Source organism: Pseudomonas sp. AN-1 (genome assembly GCF_034057115.1).
Taxonomy (GTDB): Bacteria; Pseudomonadota; Gammaproteobacteria; order Pseudomonadales; family Pseudomonadaceae; genus Geopseudomonas.
The window spans coordinates 1,873,163-1,892,660 of record NZ_CP139195.1; the positions used below are offsets into that span (position 1 = coordinate 1,873,163).

Annotated in this window: 16 protein-coding genes; 4 read left to right on the forward strand and 12 right to left on the reverse strand. The window is 68.3% G+C overall.

Features of this window, described 5'->3' with window-relative positions:
- Window positions 1-59: 59 nt before the first annotated feature.
- The 3 genes from SK095_RS08585 (at window position 60) to SK095_RS08595 (ending at window position 2,114) form a co-directional block, all read left to right on the forward strand.
- Window positions 60-1,067, forward strand: a complete 1,008-nt coding sequence (locus SK095_RS08585; RefSeq protein WP_320548578.1) for an MsnO8 family LLM class oxidoreductase — start codon at window positions 60-62, stop codon at window positions 1,065-1,067.
- Between the two features lie 146 nt (window positions 1,068-1,213).
- Window positions 1,214-1,399 (forward strand): hypothetical protein, encoded by a 186-nt coding sequence (locus SK095_RS08590; RefSeq protein ID WP_320548579.1) that lies wholly within the window; start codon window positions 1,214-1,216, stop codon window positions 1,397-1,399.
- Between the two features lie 4 nt (window positions 1,400-1,403).
- Window positions 1,404-2,114, forward strand: a complete 711-nt coding sequence (locus SK095_RS08595) for an rRNA pseudouridine synthase (protein WP_320548580.1) — start codon at window positions 1,404-1,406, stop codon at window positions 2,112-2,114.
- A 20-nt stretch (window positions 2,115-2,134) separates the two neighbouring features.
- Here the strand turns inward: SK095_RS08595 and SK095_RS08600 are convergent, their stop codons facing one another.
- The 11 genes from SK095_RS08600 to smc form a co-directional block, all read right to left on the reverse strand.
- Entirely contained in the window at window positions 2,135-3,286 is a 1,152-nt protein-coding gene (locus SK095_RS08600) for a PQQ-dependent sugar dehydrogenase (RefSeq protein ID WP_320548581.1), read from the reverse strand.
- Window positions 3,287-3,300: 14 nt separating this feature from the next.
- Window positions 3,301-3,663, reverse strand: a complete 363-nt coding sequence (locus SK095_RS08605) for a DUF488 domain-containing protein (protein WP_136487990.1) — start codon at window positions 3,661-3,663, stop codon at window positions 3,301-3,303.
- A 55-nt stretch (window positions 3,664-3,718) separates the two neighbouring features.
- Window positions 3,719-4,039: a hypothetical protein gene (locus SK095_RS08610; protein WP_136487989.1), complete on the reverse strand. Its 321-nt coding sequence runs from the start codon at window positions 4,037-4,039 to the stop codon at window positions 3,719-3,721.
- 54 nt (window positions 4,040-4,093) lie between these two features.
- Window positions 4,094-5,386 carry a flavohemoglobin expression-modulating QEGLA motif protein gene (locus SK095_RS08615; protein WP_201485976.1) on the reverse strand — a complete coding sequence of 431 codons (1,293 nt, stop codon included), beginning with the start codon at window positions 5,384-5,386 and terminating at the stop codon, window positions 4,094-4,096.
- Window positions 5,387-5,398: 12 nt separating this feature from the next.
- Complete coding sequence (locus tag SK095_RS08620) at window positions 5,399-5,950, reverse strand: hypothetical protein (RefSeq protein ID WP_201485975.1); 552 nt, start codon at window positions 5,948-5,950, stop codon at window positions 5,399-5,401.
- Window positions 5,951-6,090: 140 nt separating this feature from the next.
- Window positions 6,091-7,596: a lysine--tRNA ligase gene (lysS, locus tag SK095_RS08625; RefSeq protein WP_201485974.1), complete on the reverse strand. Its 1,506-nt coding sequence runs from the start codon at window positions 7,594-7,596 to the stop codon at window positions 6,091-6,093.
- 94 nt (window positions 7,597-7,690) lie between these two features.
- A protein-coding gene (prfB, locus tag SK095_RS08630) for a peptide chain release factor 2 (protein WP_136487985.1) occupies window positions 7,691-8,786 on the reverse strand; the annotation gives its coding sequence in 2 pieces (ribosomal slippage) (window positions 7,691-8,713 and window positions 8,715-8,786; 1,095 coding nt in all).
- A gap of 123 nt (window positions 8,787-8,909) precedes the next feature.
- On the reverse strand, window positions 8,910-10,295 hold the full coding sequence (locus tag SK095_RS08635) for an IS4 family transposase (RefSeq protein WP_320548582.1): 1,386 nt from the start codon (window positions 10,293-10,295) through the stop codon (window positions 8,910-8,912).
- A 155-nt stretch (window positions 10,296-10,450) separates the two neighbouring features.
- On the reverse strand, window positions 10,451-12,850 hold the full coding sequence (ligA, locus tag SK095_RS08640; protein ID WP_320548583.1) for an NAD-dependent DNA ligase LigA: 2,400 nt from the start codon (window positions 12,848-12,850) through the stop codon (window positions 10,451-10,453).
- A gap of 69 nt (window positions 12,851-12,919) precedes the next feature.
- Entirely contained in the window at window positions 12,920-13,831 is a 912-nt protein-coding gene (gene zipA / locus SK095_RS08645; protein WP_320548584.1) for a cell division protein ZipA, read from the reverse strand.
- Between the two features lie 144 nt (window positions 13,832-13,975).
- Window positions 13,976-17,461: a chromosome segregation protein SMC gene (gene smc, locus SK095_RS08650; RefSeq protein ID WP_320548585.1), complete on the reverse strand. Its 3,486-nt coding sequence runs from the start codon at window positions 17,459-17,461 to the stop codon at window positions 13,976-13,978.
- A 232-nt stretch (window positions 17,462-17,693) separates the two neighbouring features.
- On the opposite strand from smc, the gene SK095_RS08655 reads away from it, so the two are divergent.
- Window positions 17,694-18,530, forward strand: a complete 837-nt coding sequence (locus SK095_RS08655; protein WP_320548586.1) for an ion transporter — start codon at window positions 17,694-17,696, stop codon at window positions 18,528-18,530.
- A 72-nt stretch (window positions 18,531-18,602) separates the two neighbouring features.
- On the opposite strand, the gene SK095_RS08660 is transcribed toward SK095_RS08655, so the two are convergent.
- Window positions 18,603-19,484 carry a hypothetical protein gene (locus SK095_RS08660; protein ID WP_320548587.1) on the reverse strand — a complete coding sequence of 294 codons (882 nt, stop codon included), beginning with the start codon at window positions 19,482-19,484 and terminating at the stop codon, window positions 18,603-18,605.
- Window positions 19,485-19,498 lie beyond the last annotated feature (14 nt).

Sequence of the window (19,498 nt, forward strand, 5' to 3'; positions counted from 1 at the left end):
GGGCTTTTGCTTTTCCGACTTTATACTGCGCCACCCGCCGCTTTCCCGAGAGACCCGCCATGTCGCTGAAGCTCACCATCGTCGACCAGACGCCCGTCCACGGCGACCGCCCGGCCCGCGAGGCGCCCAACAGCTCGGTCGAGCTGGCCCGCGCCTGCGACGAGCTGGGCTACCACCGCTACTGGCTGGCCGAACACCACAACAGCATCCAGTTCGCCAATCCCTGCCCGGAAATCATGGTCGCCCGCGTGGCCAGCGCCACGCAGAACATGCGCATCGGCAGCGGCGGCGTGATGCTCACCCACTACAGCCCGTACAAGGTGGCCGAGGTGTTCCGCATGCTCGCCAGCCTGTTCCCCGAGCGCATCGACCTCGGCATCGGCCGCGCCCCGGGCGGCACGCCGCTGGCCTCCGCGGCCCTCGCGGCACCCTACGAGCAGCTGGAAGAAGACACCTTCCCGCAGCAGGCCGCCGAGCTGTGCGCCTTCCTGCGCAACGAGTATCCCGAGCGCCATCCCTACAGCCGCCTGCGCTGCCTGCCGGACAACGATCCGGCGCCGCAGCTGTGGATGCTCGGCTCCGGCGGCGGCAGCTCGTCGCTGGCCGGCTACCTGGGCATGGGCCTGTCGGTGGCCAAGTTCATCGCCCCGCAGGCCTGCTCGCCGGCGATCTTCGCCAACTACGAGCGCCACTTCCGCGAGGCCGGGCATGAGCACAAGCCCGCGCGCATGCTGGCGCTGGCGGTGATCTGTGCAGAAACCGAGGAAGAGGCCAGGCGCATCGCCAGTACCGCCGCCTGGCGCAAGATGATGACCGGCCGCGGCGCCCGCGAGCCGCTGCTCAGCCCCGAGGAAATCGACCAGCGCCGCCGCCAGCTCAGCCCCAGCGACCTGGCCGAGCTGGACGCCACCCGCGACGCCATGGTGGTCGGCACCCCGGAGCAGTGCTGGGAGCAGTTTCACGCCCACGCCCGCGACTACCAGCTCGACGAACTGGGCCTGGTCACCGTGACCCACAGCTTCGCCGACCGCCTGAACAGCTACCGTCTGCTGGCCGCGAAACGCTGAGTCGTGCCGGTGAAAATCGCGACTTCCGCGATTTTCACCTACTGATTTCCGTCAAATACTTCGCAGATCCCGGCCAATTGAACAAAATTTGATCGCCGATTCATGTATAATGGGCGGCCTTTTTCGCTGCAGGTAGGAGAATCCTCATGCAAAGCAAACCCGGTTCGTCCAAGCAGAAGGTCGCCCCCGTCCCCTCCGCCGAAGCCCGCCGTGCGCTCGAAGAGCAGATGGCCGCCTTCCTCAAGGCCGGCGGCGAGGTCCAGCAGATCCCCCGCGGCGTCAGCGGCCAGACCTACGGCAGCTCGCGCCAGATCACCATCAGCAAGAAGTGACCCCATGACCGATCCCGTCCGCCTGTCCAAGCGCCTCGCCGAACTGCTGCCCTGCTCGCGCCGCGAGGCCGAGCTGTACATCGAGGGCGGCTGGGTGACGGTTGACGGTCAGGTGGTCGAGGAGCCGCAGTTCAAGGTGCAGGCGCAGGCCATCGCCCTGCTCGAGGGCGCCCGGGCGGAATCCCAGCCGCCGGTCACCCTGATCCTGCACAAGCCGGCCGGCGTCGATGCCGAGCAGGCCAGCGAACTGCTCGGCGCCGAAAGCCGCGCGGCGGACGATGCCTCCGGGGTGCGCCTGCTCAGGCGCCACCTGCAGCGCCTGAGCGTGCCACTGCCCCTGGAGCCTGAGGCTTCCGGCCTGCTGGTGCTGACCCAGAACTGGGGCGTGATCCGCAAGCTGACCGACGACTTCAGCAAGATCGAGCAGGAATACATCGTCGAGGTCACCGGCACCCTCGAGCCACAGCAGCTCGCACTGCTCAATCACGGCCTGAGCTATCAGGGCCGGGCGCTGGCTCCGTGCAAGGTCAGCTGGCAGAGCGAAACCCGCCTGCGCTTCGCCCTCAAGGCACCGCAGCCCGGCCAGATCGCCCACATGTGCCGCAGCGTCGGCCTGCAGGTACTGGGCATCCGCCGCATCCGCATCGGCCGCCTGGCCATGGCCAGGCTGCAGCCGGTACAGTGGCGCTACCTCGGCGCCAGCGAGCGCTTCTGAAGCCGCCTCGCCGCTGAACTCTATGGCTGCGCCAGCCCCAGGCGCAGCAGTTTGCCGTCGCTCTCGTCGGTGAGCACATACACCCAGCCATCCGGCCCCACCCGCACGTCGCGGATGCGCCAGTTCTTCTCCTCCAGCAGGCGCTCCTCGCGCACCACCTGGTCGCCATCGAGGCTCAGACGGATCAGCGCCTGCTGGGCCAGCGCGCCAATGAACAGGCTGTGCTGCCAGGCCGGAAAGCGCTCGGCGTCGTAGAAGGCCATGCCGCTGAGCGCCGGCGACTTCTTCCAGACGTGGTGCGGCGGCTCGGTACCGGGCACCCTCTCGCCCTCGGCCTCGGGGATCGGCAGCAGGCTGTAGTTGATGCCGTGGGTGGCCCGCGGCCAGCCGTAGTTGCGCCCCGGCTGGGGGATGTTGATCTCGTCGCCGCCACGCGGCCCATGCTCGTGGATCCACAACCGGCCGGTCCACGGGTTGAGCGCGGCGCCCTGCGGGTTGCGGTGGCCGTAGGACCAGATCTCCGCCCGCGCGCCGGGACGGCCGACGAAGGGATTGTCCGCCGGAATACGGCCGTCCGGGTGCAGGCGCACCACCTTGCCCTGCAGCTTGTCGAGGTCCTGGGCGGTGGGGCGCTGGTTGTTCTCGCCGAGGGTGACGAACAGGTAGCCGGCGCGATCGAACACCAGCCGCGAGCCGAAGTGGATGCCGGAGGACAGCTTGGGCTGCTGGCGGAAGATCACCTGGAAATCCTCCAGCGCCCCGAGGTCGGCGGACAGCCGCCCGCGACCGACCGCGGTGCCGGCGCGGCCATCGACGCCCTGCTCGGCGTAGCTGAGATAGACCAGGCGATCCGTGGCGAACTGCGGCGACAGGGCGATGTCGAGCAGGCCGCCCTGCCCCTGGGCGAACACCGCCGGCACTCCGGCCAGCGGTGCCGACAACTCGCCCGCGGCGCTCACCCGGCGCAGCCGGCCGGGGCGCTCGGTGACCAGCATGCCCTGGCCGTCCGGCAGGAAGGCCAGCGCCCAGGGGTGCTCGAGGCCGCCGGCGACCTCCGCCAGCACCAGCGGGCCATGCTCGCTGTCCGGCAGCGGAGCGGCCTGCGCGGTCTCCAGCAGCGCGACCAGCCACAGCGCTCCGGCGGCGCGCAGGATGGATGCACGAACACTCATCGAACCTCTCCCTGTCAGGGGGCGGGGGCGGCCAGCCGCTCGGCAAGAAACTCGGCCAGCACCTGCGCATTGTTGAACCGCTCGTCGTGGGCGGCGTACAGCAGGGTCAGGGTGCCGGAGCGCGCCCGCTCCAGCAGCGGTTGCCAGAGCGCCGGCGCAGCCGCCAGCTCGGCCCGGTAGGCCGCGCGGAAGGCGTCGAAATGCTGCGGCTCGTGGGCGAAGGCGCGGCGCACGCCGTCCGAAGGTGCCAGCTCGCGCAGCCAGGCATCCAGCGCCAGTTCGGCCTTGCGACAGCCGCGCGGCCACAGCCGGTCGACCAGAACCCGATAGCCGTCATCCGCCGCCGCCGGCTGATAGACCCGCTTGCAGACGATCACCGCGCCACCCTCCCGCTCCTGCTGGTCCGGGCAAGGATAGACCAGCGCGCGGGGTTCACTCGGCCTGCGGCGTCTCCTGGCCCATGCAGCGCACGGCGCGCTTCTTGTTGTCGACCAGCACGCCGGTCAGGCCCTTCTGGTTGATGTCGAACAGCACCAGCACGCCGTCGATGCACTGGGCGACCTGGTCGGCCGGCTTGAGCGACACCTTGTAGTCCTCGCCGGGGATGGTCTTGAGCATGGTGTAGTCGCTCAGCAGCAGCGCGTCCTCGGGCTTGGCGATGTGCAGGTAGCCGTAGTAGCCGAGCACGGCGACCGTGCCGGCGACGCTGCCGATGGCGGTGAGGATCAGGGGGATGGGATTGCGCTCGCTCATGCAGATGGTTCCGGAACAATCGGGAGGAAAGGCACGACGGGCCGGCACGGCCCGTCAGAGGATGTTGGCGTAGTCGGCCTCGACGCGATCCAGGCTCAGGTGGTTGAGGAAGTTGGAGAAGCACATCCACGCCGACAGCGCGTTGAGGTCGCTGAACTGCGGCGGCAGGTACCTGGGCGGCACCACCAGGCCCTCGTCGACCAGCTGGCGCAGGGTGCGCATGTCCTCGAGGGTGGCCTTGCCGCAGAACAGCAGCGGGATCTGCTCCAGCTTGCCCTTGCGCACCGCGAGCTGGATGTAGTTGTAGATCAGGATGAAGCCCTTGAGGTAGGACAGGTCCTTGGTGAACGGCAGGCCGTCCGGCGTCGAGCCGCGAAACACGCGGATGGCGTTGGAATAGCTGTCCTCGGCCGTGTAGCCCTGCTCGCGGTAGAACTCGTAGATCTGCAGGAAATCGGCGCCTTCCTCGGCCATGTGGATGGCGCGGGTGCGGTTGGTCAGCTTGCGCAGCCGGGTCGGGTAGGAGGCGAAGGCGATCACCTCCATGAGGATCGCCAGACCTTCCTGGGTGATGGTCGACGACGGCGGGCCCTTGGCCAGGAAGGTGCAGATCGGCTGGTTGAGGCCGTTGAGGGTGGTGCCGACGTGCACCAGCCCCTCGTGCACCGCCAGCGCGCGGATGTCGCGCTGGTTGAACAGCGCGTCGGCGCGGATCTTGATGTAGTCGGCGCCGGCCGCGGCATCGGCGAGGATGCCGTCGGATTCGAACACCCGCACCACCGCCTCGTCGCCGAACACGCCGTTGAGCTGGCCCTGCAGCAGGGCCACCGCCTCGGTCGCGTTGAGGGTCTTGGGTTCGTCCTTGAGGTCGCTGCGGTCGGCGATGTTGTCCAGGTAGGTGGAGAACATCACGCCGAGGTCGGCCAGGGTCGGGTCGCCGGCATGGAAGGCATCGGAGGCCGAGCCGTACAGCTCCTGGGAGATCAGCCCGAAGTCGGGCGTGCCGCGCGCCTCGAGCATGCGGATCACCATGCGGTATTCCTTGCACATGCGCCGCATGATCTGCCCGACCGGGCTGAACTGGCCGAGCTGGCGCGTGATGTCGCGCTCGATCTGCTGGAACTGCTGCTTCTTGTCGTCGGGATCGAACGACAGCGGGCGGCCCTGGTAGTAGGCCCGGTCCACCGCCGGCAGCTTCTGCCCGCGCGCCTTGAGAAAGCCCTCGCGGATGCCGTCGTCCCACTTGATCGCATCCAGCACGCGGATCGGCGTCTGCGCCTCGACCAGGCGGTCGGACAGCGCGCGGATGGTCTGCCGGTATTCGGTATTCGCCTTGCTGCGGCTCATCGCTGCGCCCCGTTACTCGGTGACCCGCGCGAAGCGGGCGACCTCGCTGAACACGTCGCTGTTGGCCGGATCGTCGAGGAAACGGTAGACCCTGGGCAGCGCGCTGGCGATCAGCACGCCATCGCCCTCCGCGGTATCGACCGTCTGGCCCTCGAGCTCGCCGCGCGCCAGGGCGTCCTGCAGCTGCTCGATGTCCAGGCTGTAGAGCACCAGTTCGTCATCGTCGGTCAGCTCGAAGCCGCCGAAGGCGAAGTTGCCGCCCAGGCGCTCCGGAGCCGCTACCGACAGGTACCAGCGGCGACCATGCCGGGCGACGGTGAAGTCGTAGCCGCGCGCCTTGGCGCGGTTGTCCAGGCGCTCGCGCCAGGCCTCGGCGTGGTAGCCGCCATCGGCCTTGCGGGTGATCTCGAGGAAACGCTCCTCGCCCCACTCGTCCATGCCGGCCCAGGTGCCGAGCAGGTGTTTCGGCGCCGTTTCGCCGACCGGGATCGGCTCCTTGAAGGTGGCAAGGCAGCCGCCGAGCAGCAGGAAGGACAGCACAACAAGCACACGCATTGCGTTCATCGAGCACTCCTTGTTTCGACTGAAGTTCCTGCTGCCAGCGACCCGGCCAGGGCAGGTGGTGACGACGCACGCGGGCGCCGCACTGCCGGGTTCGACCACGGCAGGCGGCGCCTGATTCAACGTGCGCTCACGCCAGCATCTTATTGCTCGGCACGCATGTGCGGGAACAGGATCACGTCACGGATCGACGGCGAATCGGTCAGCAGCATGACCAGACGGTCGATGCCGATGCCTTCGCCGGCGGTCGGCGGCATGCCGTACTCGAGGGCGCGCACGAAATCGGCGTCGAAGTGCATGGCCTCGTCGTCGCCGGCGTCCTTGTCGCGCACCTGGGCGTGGAAGCGCTCGGCCTGATCCTCGGCGTCGTTCAGCTCGGAGTAGGCGTTGGCGATCTCGCGGCCGCCGATGAACAGCTCGAAGCGGTCGGTGACGCTCGGGTCCTCGTCGTTGCGGCGGGCCAGCGGCGACACCTCGAACGGGTACTTGGTGATGAAGGTCGGCTGCTCCAGCTTGTGCTCGACCAGCTCCTCGAAAATCATCACCTGCAGCTTGCCCAGGCCCTCGAAGCCGAGCACCTTGGCGCCGGCCTTCTTGGCGATGGCGCGGGCGGTGTCGATGTCCTGCAGGTCGGCGGCGCTGATTTCCGGGTTGTACTTGAGGATCGAGTCGAACACCGACAGGCGTGCGAACGGCTCGCCGAAGTGGAACACCTTGTCGCCGTAGGGTACGTCGGTGGTGCCGAGCACCGCCTGCGCCAGCTCGCGGAACAGTTCCTCGGTGAGGTCCATGTTGTCTTCGTAGTCGGCGTAGGCGTGGTAGAACTCGAGCATGGTGAACTCGGGATTGTGCCGGGTCGACACGCCTTCGTTGCGGAAGTTGCGGTTGATCTCGAAGACCTTCTCGAAGCCGCCGACCACCAGGCGCTTGAGGTACAGCTCCGGCGCGATGCGCAGGAACATCGGCATGTCCAGCGCGTTGTGGTGGGTCTCGAACGGCTTGGCCGCGGCGCCGCCGGGGATGGTCTGCAGCATCGGGGTTTCCACTTCGAGGAAACCGCGGTCGTTGAGGAAGCGGCGGATGTGGGCGATCACCTGGGAGCGCACGCGGAAGGTCTCGCGCACCTCCTCGTTGACGATCAGGTCGACGTAGCGCTGGCGGTAGCGGGTCTCGGTGTCGGTCAGGCCGTGGAACTTGTCCGGCAGCGGACGCAGCGACTTGGTCAGCAGGCGGGCTTCCTGCATGTCGACGTAGAGGTCGCCCTTGCCGGAGCGCGCCAGCACGCCGCTGACGCCGACGATGTCACCCAGGTCCCAGTGCTTGATGGCTTCCAGGGTCTCGGCCGCCAGGGTCTTGCGGTTGACGTACAGCTGGATGCGCCCGCTGGTGTCCTGCAGGACCATGAACGCGCCGCGGTTGAGCATGATGCGACCGGCCACGCTGACCTTGATCTGCTTGCCTTCCAGCTCTTCCTTGCCGGCCTCGGCGTACTGCTTCTGCAGGTCGCCGGCCTGGCTGTCGCGGCGGAAGTCGTTGGGGAAGGCAATCGCCTGGCTCTCGCGCACGGCGGCAAGCTTTTCCTTGCGCTGGGCGATCAGCTTGTTCTCTTCCTCGTGGATGGCGTGCTCGTTCAGCGGTTGTTCGCTCATGGTCGTCGTCTTTCCAAATTTGGCGTGGCTCGCGCCACATCCGGGATTTGCGCGGTGGATCGAACGCCCCCGCGATCGGCGGGGGCGCCGTGCATTACAGGCCCTGCTTGAGGCTGGCTTCCAGATACTCGTCCAGATCGCCGTCGAGCACCTTGTCGCAGTCGCTGCGCTCGACGCCGGTGCGCAGATCCTTGATCCGCGACTGGTCGAGCACATAGGAGCGGATCTGGTGGCCCCAGCCGATGTCCGACTTGGTTTCCTCCAGCGCCTGGGAGGCCTCGCGGCGCTTCTGCATCTCCAGCTCGTACAGCTTGGCGCGCAGCATCTTCATCGCGGTGTCGCGGTTGGCGTGCTGGGAGCGCTGGTTCTGGCAGCTGACCACGGTATTGGTCGGGATGTGGGTGATCCGCACCGCCGAGTCGGTGGTGTTGACGTGCTGGCCACCGGCACCGGAGGAGCGGTAGGTATCGGTGCGCAGATCGGCCGGATTGATGTCGATCTCGATGTTGTCGTCGATCTCCGGCGAGGCGAACACCGCGGAGAACGAGGTGTGGCGGCGGTTGCCGGAGTCGAACGGGCTCTTGCGCACCAGGCGGTGCACGCCGATCTCGGTGCGCAGCCAGCCGAAGGCGTACTCGCCGCGCACGTGCACGGTGGCGCTCTTGATGCCGGCGACCTCGCCCTCGGACAGTTCGACGATCTCGGCGTCGAAGCCGTGCTTGTCGGCCCAGCGCAGGTACATGCGCAGCAGGATGTTGGCCCAGTCCTGGGCCTCGGTGCCGCCGGAGCCGGCCTGGATGTCCAGGTAGCAGTTGCTGGCGTCCATCTCGCCGCTGAACATGCGGCGGAACTCGAGCTTCTCGAGGATCTCGCGCAGGCGGGCCACTTCGGCCTCGACGTCGGCCACGGCGCCCTCGTCGTTCTCCTCGACGGCCATCTCCAGCAGGTCGCTGCAGTCGGCCAGGCCGCCGGTCAGCTCGTCGAGGGTCTCGACGATCTGCGCCAGCATGGCGCGCTCACGGCCGAGATTCTGGGCGTACTCCGGATTGTTCCAGACGTTCGGGTCTTCCAGCTCGCGGTTGACTTCGGTCAGACGGTCATGCTTCTGATCGTAGTCAAAGATACCCCCGAATAGACTGGGTGCGGCTGGTCAGGTCCTTGATGGCGTTGAGGATCGGATTGATTTCCATGGCTGGCGTCACTCGCGGGCGGAACTGGAGAAAAGCGCAAAAGTATACGTCAGTCGGCGCGCGCTGGCAGCAGCGCCGCGACAAAGCACAGGACCTGATGGCTCCCACGCTCCGCGCTCATCGTTATACACAAGTCTCGGTGAGCGCATCGCGAGCTTCAAAAGCGATAACAAAATCCCGCAACCGTTGCAGCCCGGTCCACATTGCCTTGGGGCCGGGCGGCCCATCGTGCTTGCGCCCCAAATAGCCGCCCAAGCTGGCTATCAGCAGCACGACTTCACCCAGCGAGGGGGGCGTCTGTGGCGGCATGCAACGCTTGGCCACCATGTAGGCGGCCCGCCACTCCCGAGCCTCGAACACCAGCTCGCAGTTCAGATCTGGACAGCTTCGCCCCAACATCAGGCTGTACAGCACCCGCCATGTCACGACCAGGTAAAGCCCGATGCAAGGCAGTAGTCGTTCCTCGGTCTCCAGCTGCAATCGATTGATCTGGCAACCATTCTTCAGAACGTGGAAGTAAACCTCGATACACCAACGCACGGCATACCATTCGACGACTGTAACGGCTTGGGCCAGGCTTCCCACCGGCAGGCTTGTCAGCAGCAACCACTCCAACGGCTCAACGCCCTCCGGCGGGTGCTCCTCGCATGCCAGGACGGCATTGATCATGACCTCAGGCAAGCGATGCCCGACGCGGGGCGGTGGTTGCAGCGTGAGACTGGCAGAGCGCAGAGTGACCTGCGCCAGGCGGGCGGGACGTTTCGGGCGCGCCCGTACCTCAACCTCGACTTGCCCCAGGCTTGGCGTCGCCGCCACAGAGGCCCACAGCTTGTCGGCAGCACCGCCCAGCACGCGGCGATCCTGTGCTGCGCGCACAATCCATTGCGCCCGTGTCGTCGCAGCGACGTCTTCATACTCGACGAACCACTCGTACAGATCACCTTCGGCGTCGGCGAGATTGACGACCTGGCTTTGCGGGAGCTGCCCCTGTAGCGCACAACTGCTCTGGTAGCTGTCGATCCAGCGTCGACTTTCCTTCTCGTCCACTCCTTTTCCGCGCCGCTCCTTGCGTGGGCTTGGCTCATCACGCTGCCACCACTCGGCCGCCACCACGCCCAGACAAACCCGCTCCGGTGTGAATGCCACGGTCGGATGGAGTCGGCGGGGATGCTTCTGCCTCTCCTTGATGGTGCCCACTCCCTTGGGGCCCAGATTCACCCACTTGTCTAGCTCGGTCGTGTCCTGGGCTAACAGCACCACGGGGCAGCACTCCATGCGCTGCAAGGTGGCATCCCGATGGGGGGCCAAAACTGTTTCGAAAGTGGCCTTCTCGTTATCGAAGAAACGGTAGGCCGCCATCGTCTCTGCCCAGCTCCGGCAAGCGGTAGGAATGCTGTTGCGTGGATGTGCACCCAACTGCTCCAGCAGTTTGGCGACACGCGCATTCAATCGCTCATCGCCCAGGTTTGCCGTGCGCATCTCTTCCTCAGCCCAGCTCGCGGATGACATCCCTGTACTCCCTCGGAAAACCTAAGATGGTGACTGAACTTGTGTATAACGACGAGCGATCCGCGTGGGAGTCCGAGCCATGGACGCTCCGCGTCCAGCCGCAGGAGCGGCTGAACGCACGTGCCCACGCGGAGCATGGGCACGATCGAGTGTGATCAACCGCCGAGCTCGGCCAGCCGCGCGAGGAAAGCCTCTTCGTCGAGCACCTTCACGCCCAGCTCGTTGGCCTTGGCCAGCTTGGAGCCGGCGCCGGGACCGGCGACCACGCAGTGGGTCTTGGCCGACACCGAGCCGGCGACCTTGGCGCCGAGCCCCTCGAGCCGCGCCTTGCCCTCGTCACGGCTCATGGCCTCGAGGGTGCCGGTGAGCACCCAGGTCTGCCCGGCCAGCGGCAGGCCGGCCACCACGGCCTTCGCGCTCTGCCAGTGCATGCCGAACGCGCGCAGCTGCGCCTCGATGGCACGGGCCCGCTCGACGCTGGCCGGCTCGGCGAAAAACGCGCGCAGGCCCTCGCGGGCCTTCTCGGTGAGGCCCTTGGCGGCCTTGAGGCTCAGCCAGTCCTGACTGAGGGCGATCACCCCTTCGAGGCTGTCGCCCGCAGCAGCGGCGAGGTTCTTCGCCCCGGTGGCGGCGATGCCCGGGATGTTCAGCCGGTCGATCAGCTCGGGGAGGGTCGCGCAGGCCGCGAACTCGGCGTGCAGCTCGCCCTCCTCCTCAAGCTCCACGCCGCACTCGAGCAGGCGGGCGATGACCGTGCGGTTGTGCTCATCCTCGAAGAAGCTGTGGATCTCGTGGGCCACTTCCAGGCCGACGTCCGGCAGCCAGGTCAGCACCTCGGGCAGCGCCACCTGGATGCGTGCCAGCGAACCCAGGGCGCGCGCCAGCAGCTTGGCGGTTTCCTCGCCGACGTCGGGAATGCCGAGGGCGAAGATGAAGCGCGCCAGCGGCGGTCGCCGGCTGGCCTCGATGGCGGCCAGCAGGTTGCGGGTCGACAGTTCGGCGAAGCCATCCAGCACCACCACCTGGTCGAAGGTCAGGGTGTAGAGGTCGGCCGGCGACTTCACCAGGCCGACGTCGACCAGTTGCTCGACGATCCGGTCGCCAAGGCCGTCGATGTCCATGGCGCGGCGCGAGACGAAGTGGATGATCGCCTGCTTGAGCTGCGCCTGGCAGCTCAGGCGGCCGACGCAGCGGTAGATCGAGCCCTCGCTGACCTGCGCCTTGCCCTTGCCGCGCCTGATCAGCCGGGTGCGCTCGACGTGCGAGCCGCACACCGGGCAATGCTCGGGAATGCTCACCGGCCGCGCGTCGACCGGGCGACGCTCGGCGACCACCTGCACCACCTGCGGGATCACGTCGCCGGCGCGGCGGATGATCACGGTGTCGCCGATCATCAGCCCCAGGCGCGCCACCTCGTCCATGTTGTGCAGGGTGGCGTTGGACACCGTGACGCCGGCCACCTGCACCGGCTTGAGGCGCGCCACCGGAGTCACCGCGCCGGTGCGGCCGACCTGGAACTCGACGTCGAGCAGCTCGGTCAGCTCCTCGCGGGCGGGGAACTTGTGGGCGATGGCCCAGCGCGGCTCGCGGGCACGGAAACCCAGCTCGCGCTGCCAGTCGATGCGGTTGACCTTGAACACCACGCCGTCGATCTCGTAGGCCAGCGCGTCGCGCCTGTCGCCGATGGCCCGGTAGTAGGCCAGCGCCGCCTCGACGCCGCGCGCCAGTCTGAGCTCGCGGCTGATCGGCACCCCCCAGCCCCTGAGCGACTCGAGGACGCCGACCTGGGTGCCGGCCAGCTCGCCTTCCACCTGGCCGACGCCATAGGCGCAGAACTCCAGCGGGCGGCTGGCGGTGATCTTCGGGTCGAGCTGGCGCAGGCTGCCGGCGGCGGCGTTGCGCGGGTTGGCGAAGGTCTTGCCGCCGCTCTCGATGGCACGCGCGTTGAGCGCCTCGAAACCGGCACGCGACATGTACACCTCGCCGCGCACCTCCAGCACCCGCGGCCAGCCCGCACCGTGCAGGCGCAGCGGGATGTTGCGCACGGTGCGCACGTTGACGGTGATGTCCTCGCCGGTGCTGCCGTCGCCGCGGGTGGCGCCGCGCACCAGCACGCCGTCCTCGTAGCGCAGGCTGACCGCCAGGCCGTCGAGCTTGGGCTCGCAGGCGTACTCCACCTCGGCGCCGCCGCCGAACAGGTCGCCTGCAAGGTCGCCGGACAGGGCGCCGGCCGGCAGCAGCTCGCCGAGGCCCTCGCGCACCCGGCGGTCGAAGTCGCGCAGGTCGTCCTCGGCGAAGGCGTTGCCCAGGCTGAGCATGGGAATCTCGTGACGCACCTGGCCGAACTCGGCCAGCGCCTGCCCGCCGACGCGCTGGGTCGGCGAGTCCGCCGTCACCAGTTCGGGATGCTCGACTTCCAGCGCCCTGAGTTCGTGGAACAGGCGATCATATTCGGCATCCGGGATGCTCGGCTGGTCGAGCACGTAGTAGCGGTGATTGTGCTCGTTGAGCTCGGCGCGCAGTTCGGCGATGCGCTGGGCGGCGGTAGTGGTCATGGCAGGGTTCCATAAAACGAAAAAAGCAGCCCTGCGCGGAACGCAGGGCTGCTTCTCAAGACACGAAGATCAACGCTTCATCAGCGCCCGGCGCTCGAACTCGACGATGCGCTGGCGGTAGTGCTCGATGGTCTGCGCGGTCATCACGCTGCGCTGCTCGTCCTTCAGCTCGCCGTCGAGCTCGTGGGACAGCTTGCGGGCGGCGGCGACCATCAGGTCGAAGGCCTGCTTGGGATGGCGCGGACCGGGCAGGCCGAGGAAGAAGCTGACCGCACGGGTGCTGAAGTGGTCGAGGTCCTCGAGGTCGAAGGTGCCCGGCTTGACGCCGTTGGCCATGGAGAACAGCACCTCGCCGTTGCCGGTCATGCTCTCGTGGCGATGGAAGATGTCCATGTCGCCGAAGCGCAGGCCGCTCTCGAGGATGCTCTGCACCAGCGCCGCGCCCTTGAAGCCGTTGGGGTCGCGGGCGACCACGTTGATTACCAGCACCTCGTCGAACGGCGGCAGCTCGCGCGGCTCGGCCTTGGCCGCCGGGGCCTTGTCGGCCGCCTTGCCGCTCTTCTCCAGCGGCTTTTCCACGATCTTCTCGCCGGTCTTCTCGGCAGCCTTGTCGCGGCTCTTGTCCCGGCCGCGCGGCGCCTCGCGCTCCTCGCCCCGCAAGCCCGCCGGCTCGGTGGCGAGGCCCGACTCGTCGAGGTCGAGCTCCAGGTCGCCGGCCGAAGGCTCCTCGCGGCGCTGCGCGCGCGGGGCGGGGATCTCCTCCTCGTCGAGCGAAGGCTCCTGGTGCTTGTTGACCACGCGAGAGGGGCCGAGCAGGCTCGGATCATCCTCGTCGTCATCCGGCAGGCTGGCGACGCTGCGGTCGAGCTTGAGCTTCAGCCGTCCCTTGCTGCCGCGCATGCGGCGCCAGCCATCGAACAGGATACCGCCGATCACAATGATGCCGATGACGATCAGCCATTCGCGCAAACCGATGTCCATGAAAGACACAATCCCCTAATCAGAATCCGGGTAAATCAATTGCCTTGCAGCCATTCCAGTCGGTTGGAACCGTTTATATACCGGAGCGGCTTGTAATAGCCCATAAATTAACATGTCGACACAAACTATACACCGTTGCTCCTGTCAGGCTTCAGCCAATGCGACGGCCTCCTCGACATTTACCGCCACCAGACGCGAACAACCCGGCTCGTGCATGGTCACGCCCATCAATTGATCCGCCATTTCCATGGCGATCTTGTTATGGGTGATATAGATGAACTGCACCTTTTCCGACATTTCCTTGACGAGCCGCGCATAACGGCCAACGTTGGCGTCGTCCAGCGGCGCATCCACCTCGTCGAGCATGCAGAACGGCGCCGGATTGAGCTGGAAGATCGCGAATACCAGGGCCAGTGCAGTCAGCGCCTTCTCGCCGCCGGACAGCAGATGGATGGTGCTGTTCTTCTTGCCCGGCGGGCGCGCCATGATCGCCACCCCTGTATCGAGCAGATCCTCGCCGGTAAGTTCCAGATAGGCCTGACCGCCGCCGAACACCTTGGGGAACAGCGCCTGCAGGCCAGCGTTGATCTGCTCGAAGGTTTCCTTGAAGCGGTTGCGGGTTTCCTTGTCGATCTTGCGGATGACGTTTTCCAGGGTGTCCAGCGCCTCGACCAGGTCGTCGTTCTGCGCATCCAGATAGCGCTTGCGCTCGGACTGCTGCTGGTATTCCTCGATGGCAGCCAGGTTGATCGGCCCCAGGCGCTGGATACGCGCGGCCAGTTGCTGCAGCCGACTCTCCCACTCGCGCTCGGCGGCGGCCTCGGGCAGTTCGGCCAGCAGGGTCGACAGCTCGTGCCGGTCTTCGGCCAGCTGGTCCTCCAGCGCCTTGCGGCGCACGCTGAGGGTCTGCCAGTCGAGGCGCTGCTGCTCGAGCTGGCTGCGCAGCAGCTGGGCCTGCTGCTCGGCGCTGCCGCGACGCTTCTCGGCCTCCCGCAGCTCGCGGTCGGCGTCGTCGAGGGCCAGGCGCGCCAGGCGCATTTCCTCGTCCACCGCCATGCGCCGCTCGAGCAACCCCTCCAGCTGCATGCGCAATTCCTGCAGCGGCTCGTCGCCCTCCTCCAGGTTGAGAGCGAGCTGCTCGCAGCGCTCGAACAGGCGCGCCGCCTGCAGCTCGAGACGCTCCAGGGCCTGGCGGGTGGAGTCGTGCTGGGCACGCAGCGCGCCGAACCGCACCGCCAACTGGTGGGCATGGTCCTTGTGCCGGCGCGCCTCCTGACGCATGCGGTCGAGCCCCTCGCGCAGGGCATCGCGGGCGGACAGCAGCTGTTCGCGCTGCTCGGTGTCGCTGGCCATGGCGTCCAGGGCGTCCTGCAGGTACAGGCGCGACTCGCCGAGCTGCTCCACTTCCAGGGCGCGCTGCTCGGCCAGCTCGGCCAGTTCCTCTTCCAGCCGCCGGCGGCGCAGGGCCAGTTGCTCGTGGCGCGCCTGCAGCGCCGACAGCTGGGCGCGCAGCTCGCCCTGGCGGCGGCCTTCGTCCTGGATGCGCCGGCGCTGCTGCTCGCGGACCTGCTCCTGCGTCTGCTGCCGCTCGCGCAGCTCGAGCAGGCGCTCCTCCAGCAGGGCCAGAGCGGCCTCGCGCTCCGCGCGCTCGCCGGCCAGGCGCTCCAGCTCCTGGCCGCGGGCCAGCAGGCCGCCGTCCGTCTCGCCGCCACGGCGCACCCGCAGGAAGTGCCGGCCGACCCAGTAGCCGTCGCGGCTGATCAGGCTGTCGCCCTCGGCCAGCCCGTCGCGGGCCGCCAGCGCGGCCCCCAGCGACTCGACCGGGCGCACCCGGCCCAGCCAGGGGGAAAGGTCGAGCGGTGCCTGCACCTTGTCCAGCAGGCTGCCGGGCAGCGCTCCGCCGGCCGCGGCGCAGGCCAGGCGCAGTTCGCCCTGCTCGAATTCGTCCAGCGCCAGGCCGGCGAAGTCGTCGAGCAGCACCGCCTGCAGGTCGGCGCCGAGCACGGTCTCCACCGCCAGCTCCCAGCCGGACTCGACGCGCAGGCCCTCGGCCAGGCGCGGCCGACCCTGCAGGTTCTGCTCGCGCAGCCAGGCGGCGGCGCCCGCGCCCGGGTCCAGCGCGGCCTGCTGCAACGCCTCCAGCGAGGCGAGGCGGCCGTTGAGGCGCTGCAGCTCACCCTGCGCCTGCTGCTGCTCGCGCCCGGCCTGCTGCAGCTCGTCGCGCAGCTGCTGCAGGCGCTCGGCCAGTTGTTCGTCGCCGGCCTGCAGCTCCTCCAGCTCCAGCTCGCCGGCCGCCAGCTGCTCGGCCAGCTCCTCCATGCGCGCATCGGCGGGATCGCCGGCCAGCTGGCGGCGCTCGTCCTCGAGACGGCGCTGGCGCTCGACCAAGCGCTCCAGGCTCTGCTCCAGCTGCTGGATGCGCGCCTGCTGCACCTCGGCCTGGCGGCGCGGCTCGGCGCTGCGCTGGTTGAAGGCGTCCCACTGCTCCTGCCAGGCGTGCATGGCGGCCTCCGCCTCCTCCAGCGCGCAAGCGCCCTCCTCGGCGGCGGCCCGGGCCAGCTCCTGCTCGGGTTCGAGCATCGCCAGTTCCTCGGCCAGGCTGGCCAGCAGGTCGCGGTCGTTGCCCAGGTGCGCCTCGGTTTCCGCGCGGGCACGCTCGGCCTCGCGCAGGTCGTCCTGCAGCTGGCGCAGGCGCTGCTGGCCGTGCTGGATGCTCTGCTCGATGCGCGCGATGTCGCCGCCCACCGAGTAGAAGCGCGCCTGCACCTGGTTGAAGGTTTCCGCCAGCTCGTGGTGACCGTCGCGCAGGCGCTCGATGCTGGCGTCGGCGTTGCGCTGCTCGGCGACCAGCGCCTCCATGGCCACTTCCTGGTCGCCGATCACGCTCTGCCGCGCCCGCGCCTGCTCGTCCAGCGCCAGCCAGCGCAGGGCGGCCAGCTCGGCCTTGAGCTGGCGCTCCTCGGCCTTGTACTGCTGGTACTTCTCGGCGGACTGGGCCTGGCGCTGCAGGCGCTCGAGCTGGCGCTCCAGCTCCTGGCGCAGGTCGGCCAGGCGCTCGAGATTCTCCTGGGTGCGGCGGATGCGACTCTCGGTCTCGCGGCGGCGCTCCTTGTACTTGGAGATGCCCGCCGCTTCCTCGATGAAGTTGCGCAGATCCTCCGGGCGCGCCTCGATCAGCTTGGAGATCATCCCCTGCTCGATGATCGAGTAGCTGCGCGGCCCCAGGCCGGTGCCGAGGAAGATGTCGGTGATGTCGCGCCGACGGCACTTGGTGCCGTTGAGGAAATAGGTGTTCTGCCCTTCGCGGGTCACCCGGCGGCGGATGGATATCTCGCTCCAACTCGCGTACTCGCCGCCCAGGCTGCCGTCGCCGTTGTCGAACACCAGCTCGATGGACGCCTGCCCCACCGGCTTGCGGGTGTTGGAGCCGTTGAAGATGACGTCGGTCATCGACTCGCCGCGCAGGTTCTTCGCCGAGCTCTCGCCCATCACCCAGCGCACGGCGTCGATGATGTTGGACTTGCCGCAGCCGTTGGGACCGACCACCGCGGCCATGTTGCTGGGGAAGCTGACCGTGGTCGGGTCGACGAAGGACTTGAAGCCGGCCAGGCGGATGCACTTCAGGCGCATGGCGGGAGGCTCCGGGCACGGCGGCCAGACGGGCGACGAAGAGGGGCGGACGGCGGAATCATGGGCGGGCGTCTGACCGGGGTTGCGCGGCGCGGCAGTCTAGCACAGGGGCCGGGCGGCTCAGGAGGGGCGCGGACGGAGCGCCGCCGACCTCGCGCGGATGTGTGCGCCACGGCACGCGGACAGGGCGCCGGGGACGCTGCTAATCTGGCGACAGACCAAGGAGCAGCCCATGTCCCTTCCCCCGCCGTCCGGCTGGCGCCACCGCCTGTACGTGATCATCTTCCAGGTCGACACCCCGGCCGGGAGGCGTTTCGACGAGTTCCTGCTGCTGGCCATCCTCGCCAGCCTGGTGGTGGTGATGCTGGACAGCGTGGAGTCGGTCGGCCGCGAGCACGGCGCCCTGCTCGGCATGCTGGAATGGAGCTTCACCGCCCTGTTCGCCGTCGAGTACCTGGCTCGCCTGTACTGCTCGCCCCGGCCGCTGCGCTACGCCTTCAGCTTCTACGGGCTGATCGACCTGCTCGCCGTGCTGCCCGGCATCCTCGCCCTCGTCTTCGCCGACGCCCAGTTCCTGATCATCGTCCGCGTGCTGCGCATGCTGCGGGTGTTCCGCGTGCTCAAGCTGACGCCCTACCTCAGCCAGGCGAATTTCCTGCTGGTGGCGCTGCGGGGCAGCCGACAGAAGATCATCGTGTTCCTGCTCACCGTCAGCACCCTGGTCATCGTGTTCGGCACCCTGATGTACGTGATCGAGGGGCCGGCCCACGGCTTCAGCAGCATCCCCACCAGCATCTACTGGGCGGTGGTGACCCTGACCACCGTCGGTTTCGGCGACATCACGCCGAAGACACCGCTGGGCCAGGGCCTGGCCAGCCTGATCATGATCACCGGCTATTCGATCATCGCCGTGCCGACCGGCATCTTCACCGCCGAGCTGGCCAGCGCCATGCGCAGCGGCGAGGGCGGCCTGCAGCGGCCATGCCCGACCTGCGGCAAGCCCAGCCACGAGGCTGGTGCCAGCTTCTGCTGCCGCTGCGGTCACCCGCTGTTCCCTCGTGCGGACTGAGCCCCGGCGCCGCCCGCACAAGAAGGGCGCGGGGCCCGCAGGCCGCCGCGCCCGTTCCACCGCCGGAGCGCCTCAGCGTTCACCGCGACTCTCGCCCCGCTCCTGCCACTGACGGCCGCCGTCGCGCTGACGCGCCGGCCCCATGCGCTGACCACCCGCGTCATCCGGCGACGAGGAGGACGGCGAAGCCATGCGCCGCTCATGGCGCTGCTCGCCTACCTGCTGCTGGCGATGCGGTTCGCGTTGCTGCCACTGACGCTGCGGACGCTGCTGCCACTGGTGCTCCTGCTGGCGCTCGGGGCGCTGCGACTGCCACTGCCGCTGCGGGCGCGTCTCGATGCGCTGCTGCGGCCACTGGCGCTCCTGGCGGACGTCCAGACGCTGCTGCTGCCACTGACGCTGCTGCTGTTGCAGTTCGCGCTGGCGGCGCCAGTCCCGCTCCCGCTCCTGCTCCTGTTGCCATGCGCGCAGGCGCTGCTCGCCCTCGCTCGGGTTGCGCCATTCGCGCTGCGGCGTGCCGGGGCCGTAGTAGCGGCCCTGGTCGCGGCGCTCCCACTGGCCGTCACCACGGTAGTCGTGGCGGCGGTTGTCGTAGTGGCGATTGTCGTAGCGCGGCTGCGAATGGTAGCGCTGCCCCAGCCGCGGCGGGACATGGCGATGCTCGATCACCCGCCACGGGCCGTTGAACTGCCGTCCCGACGACCAGTGGTTGTCGTTCCAGCGGTAGTAGGTGTGGTCATGGTAGTAGGTGCGCGGATAGCCCGTGCTCACATAGACGCGCAGGTCGTCGTCCCAGCGCCAGTGGCCATGGCGGGGCGGCGGGTAGTAGCCGCCATGGCGGGGATAGTCGCCATAGCGGGGATAGTCGTCGTAGCCGTAATCCCCCTCGACGACGGTGCAGGCCGTCAGCGGCAGGATCAGGGCCATCAGGATCCCCACGGCACAACGCCTCATTTGCTAGCCTCCAC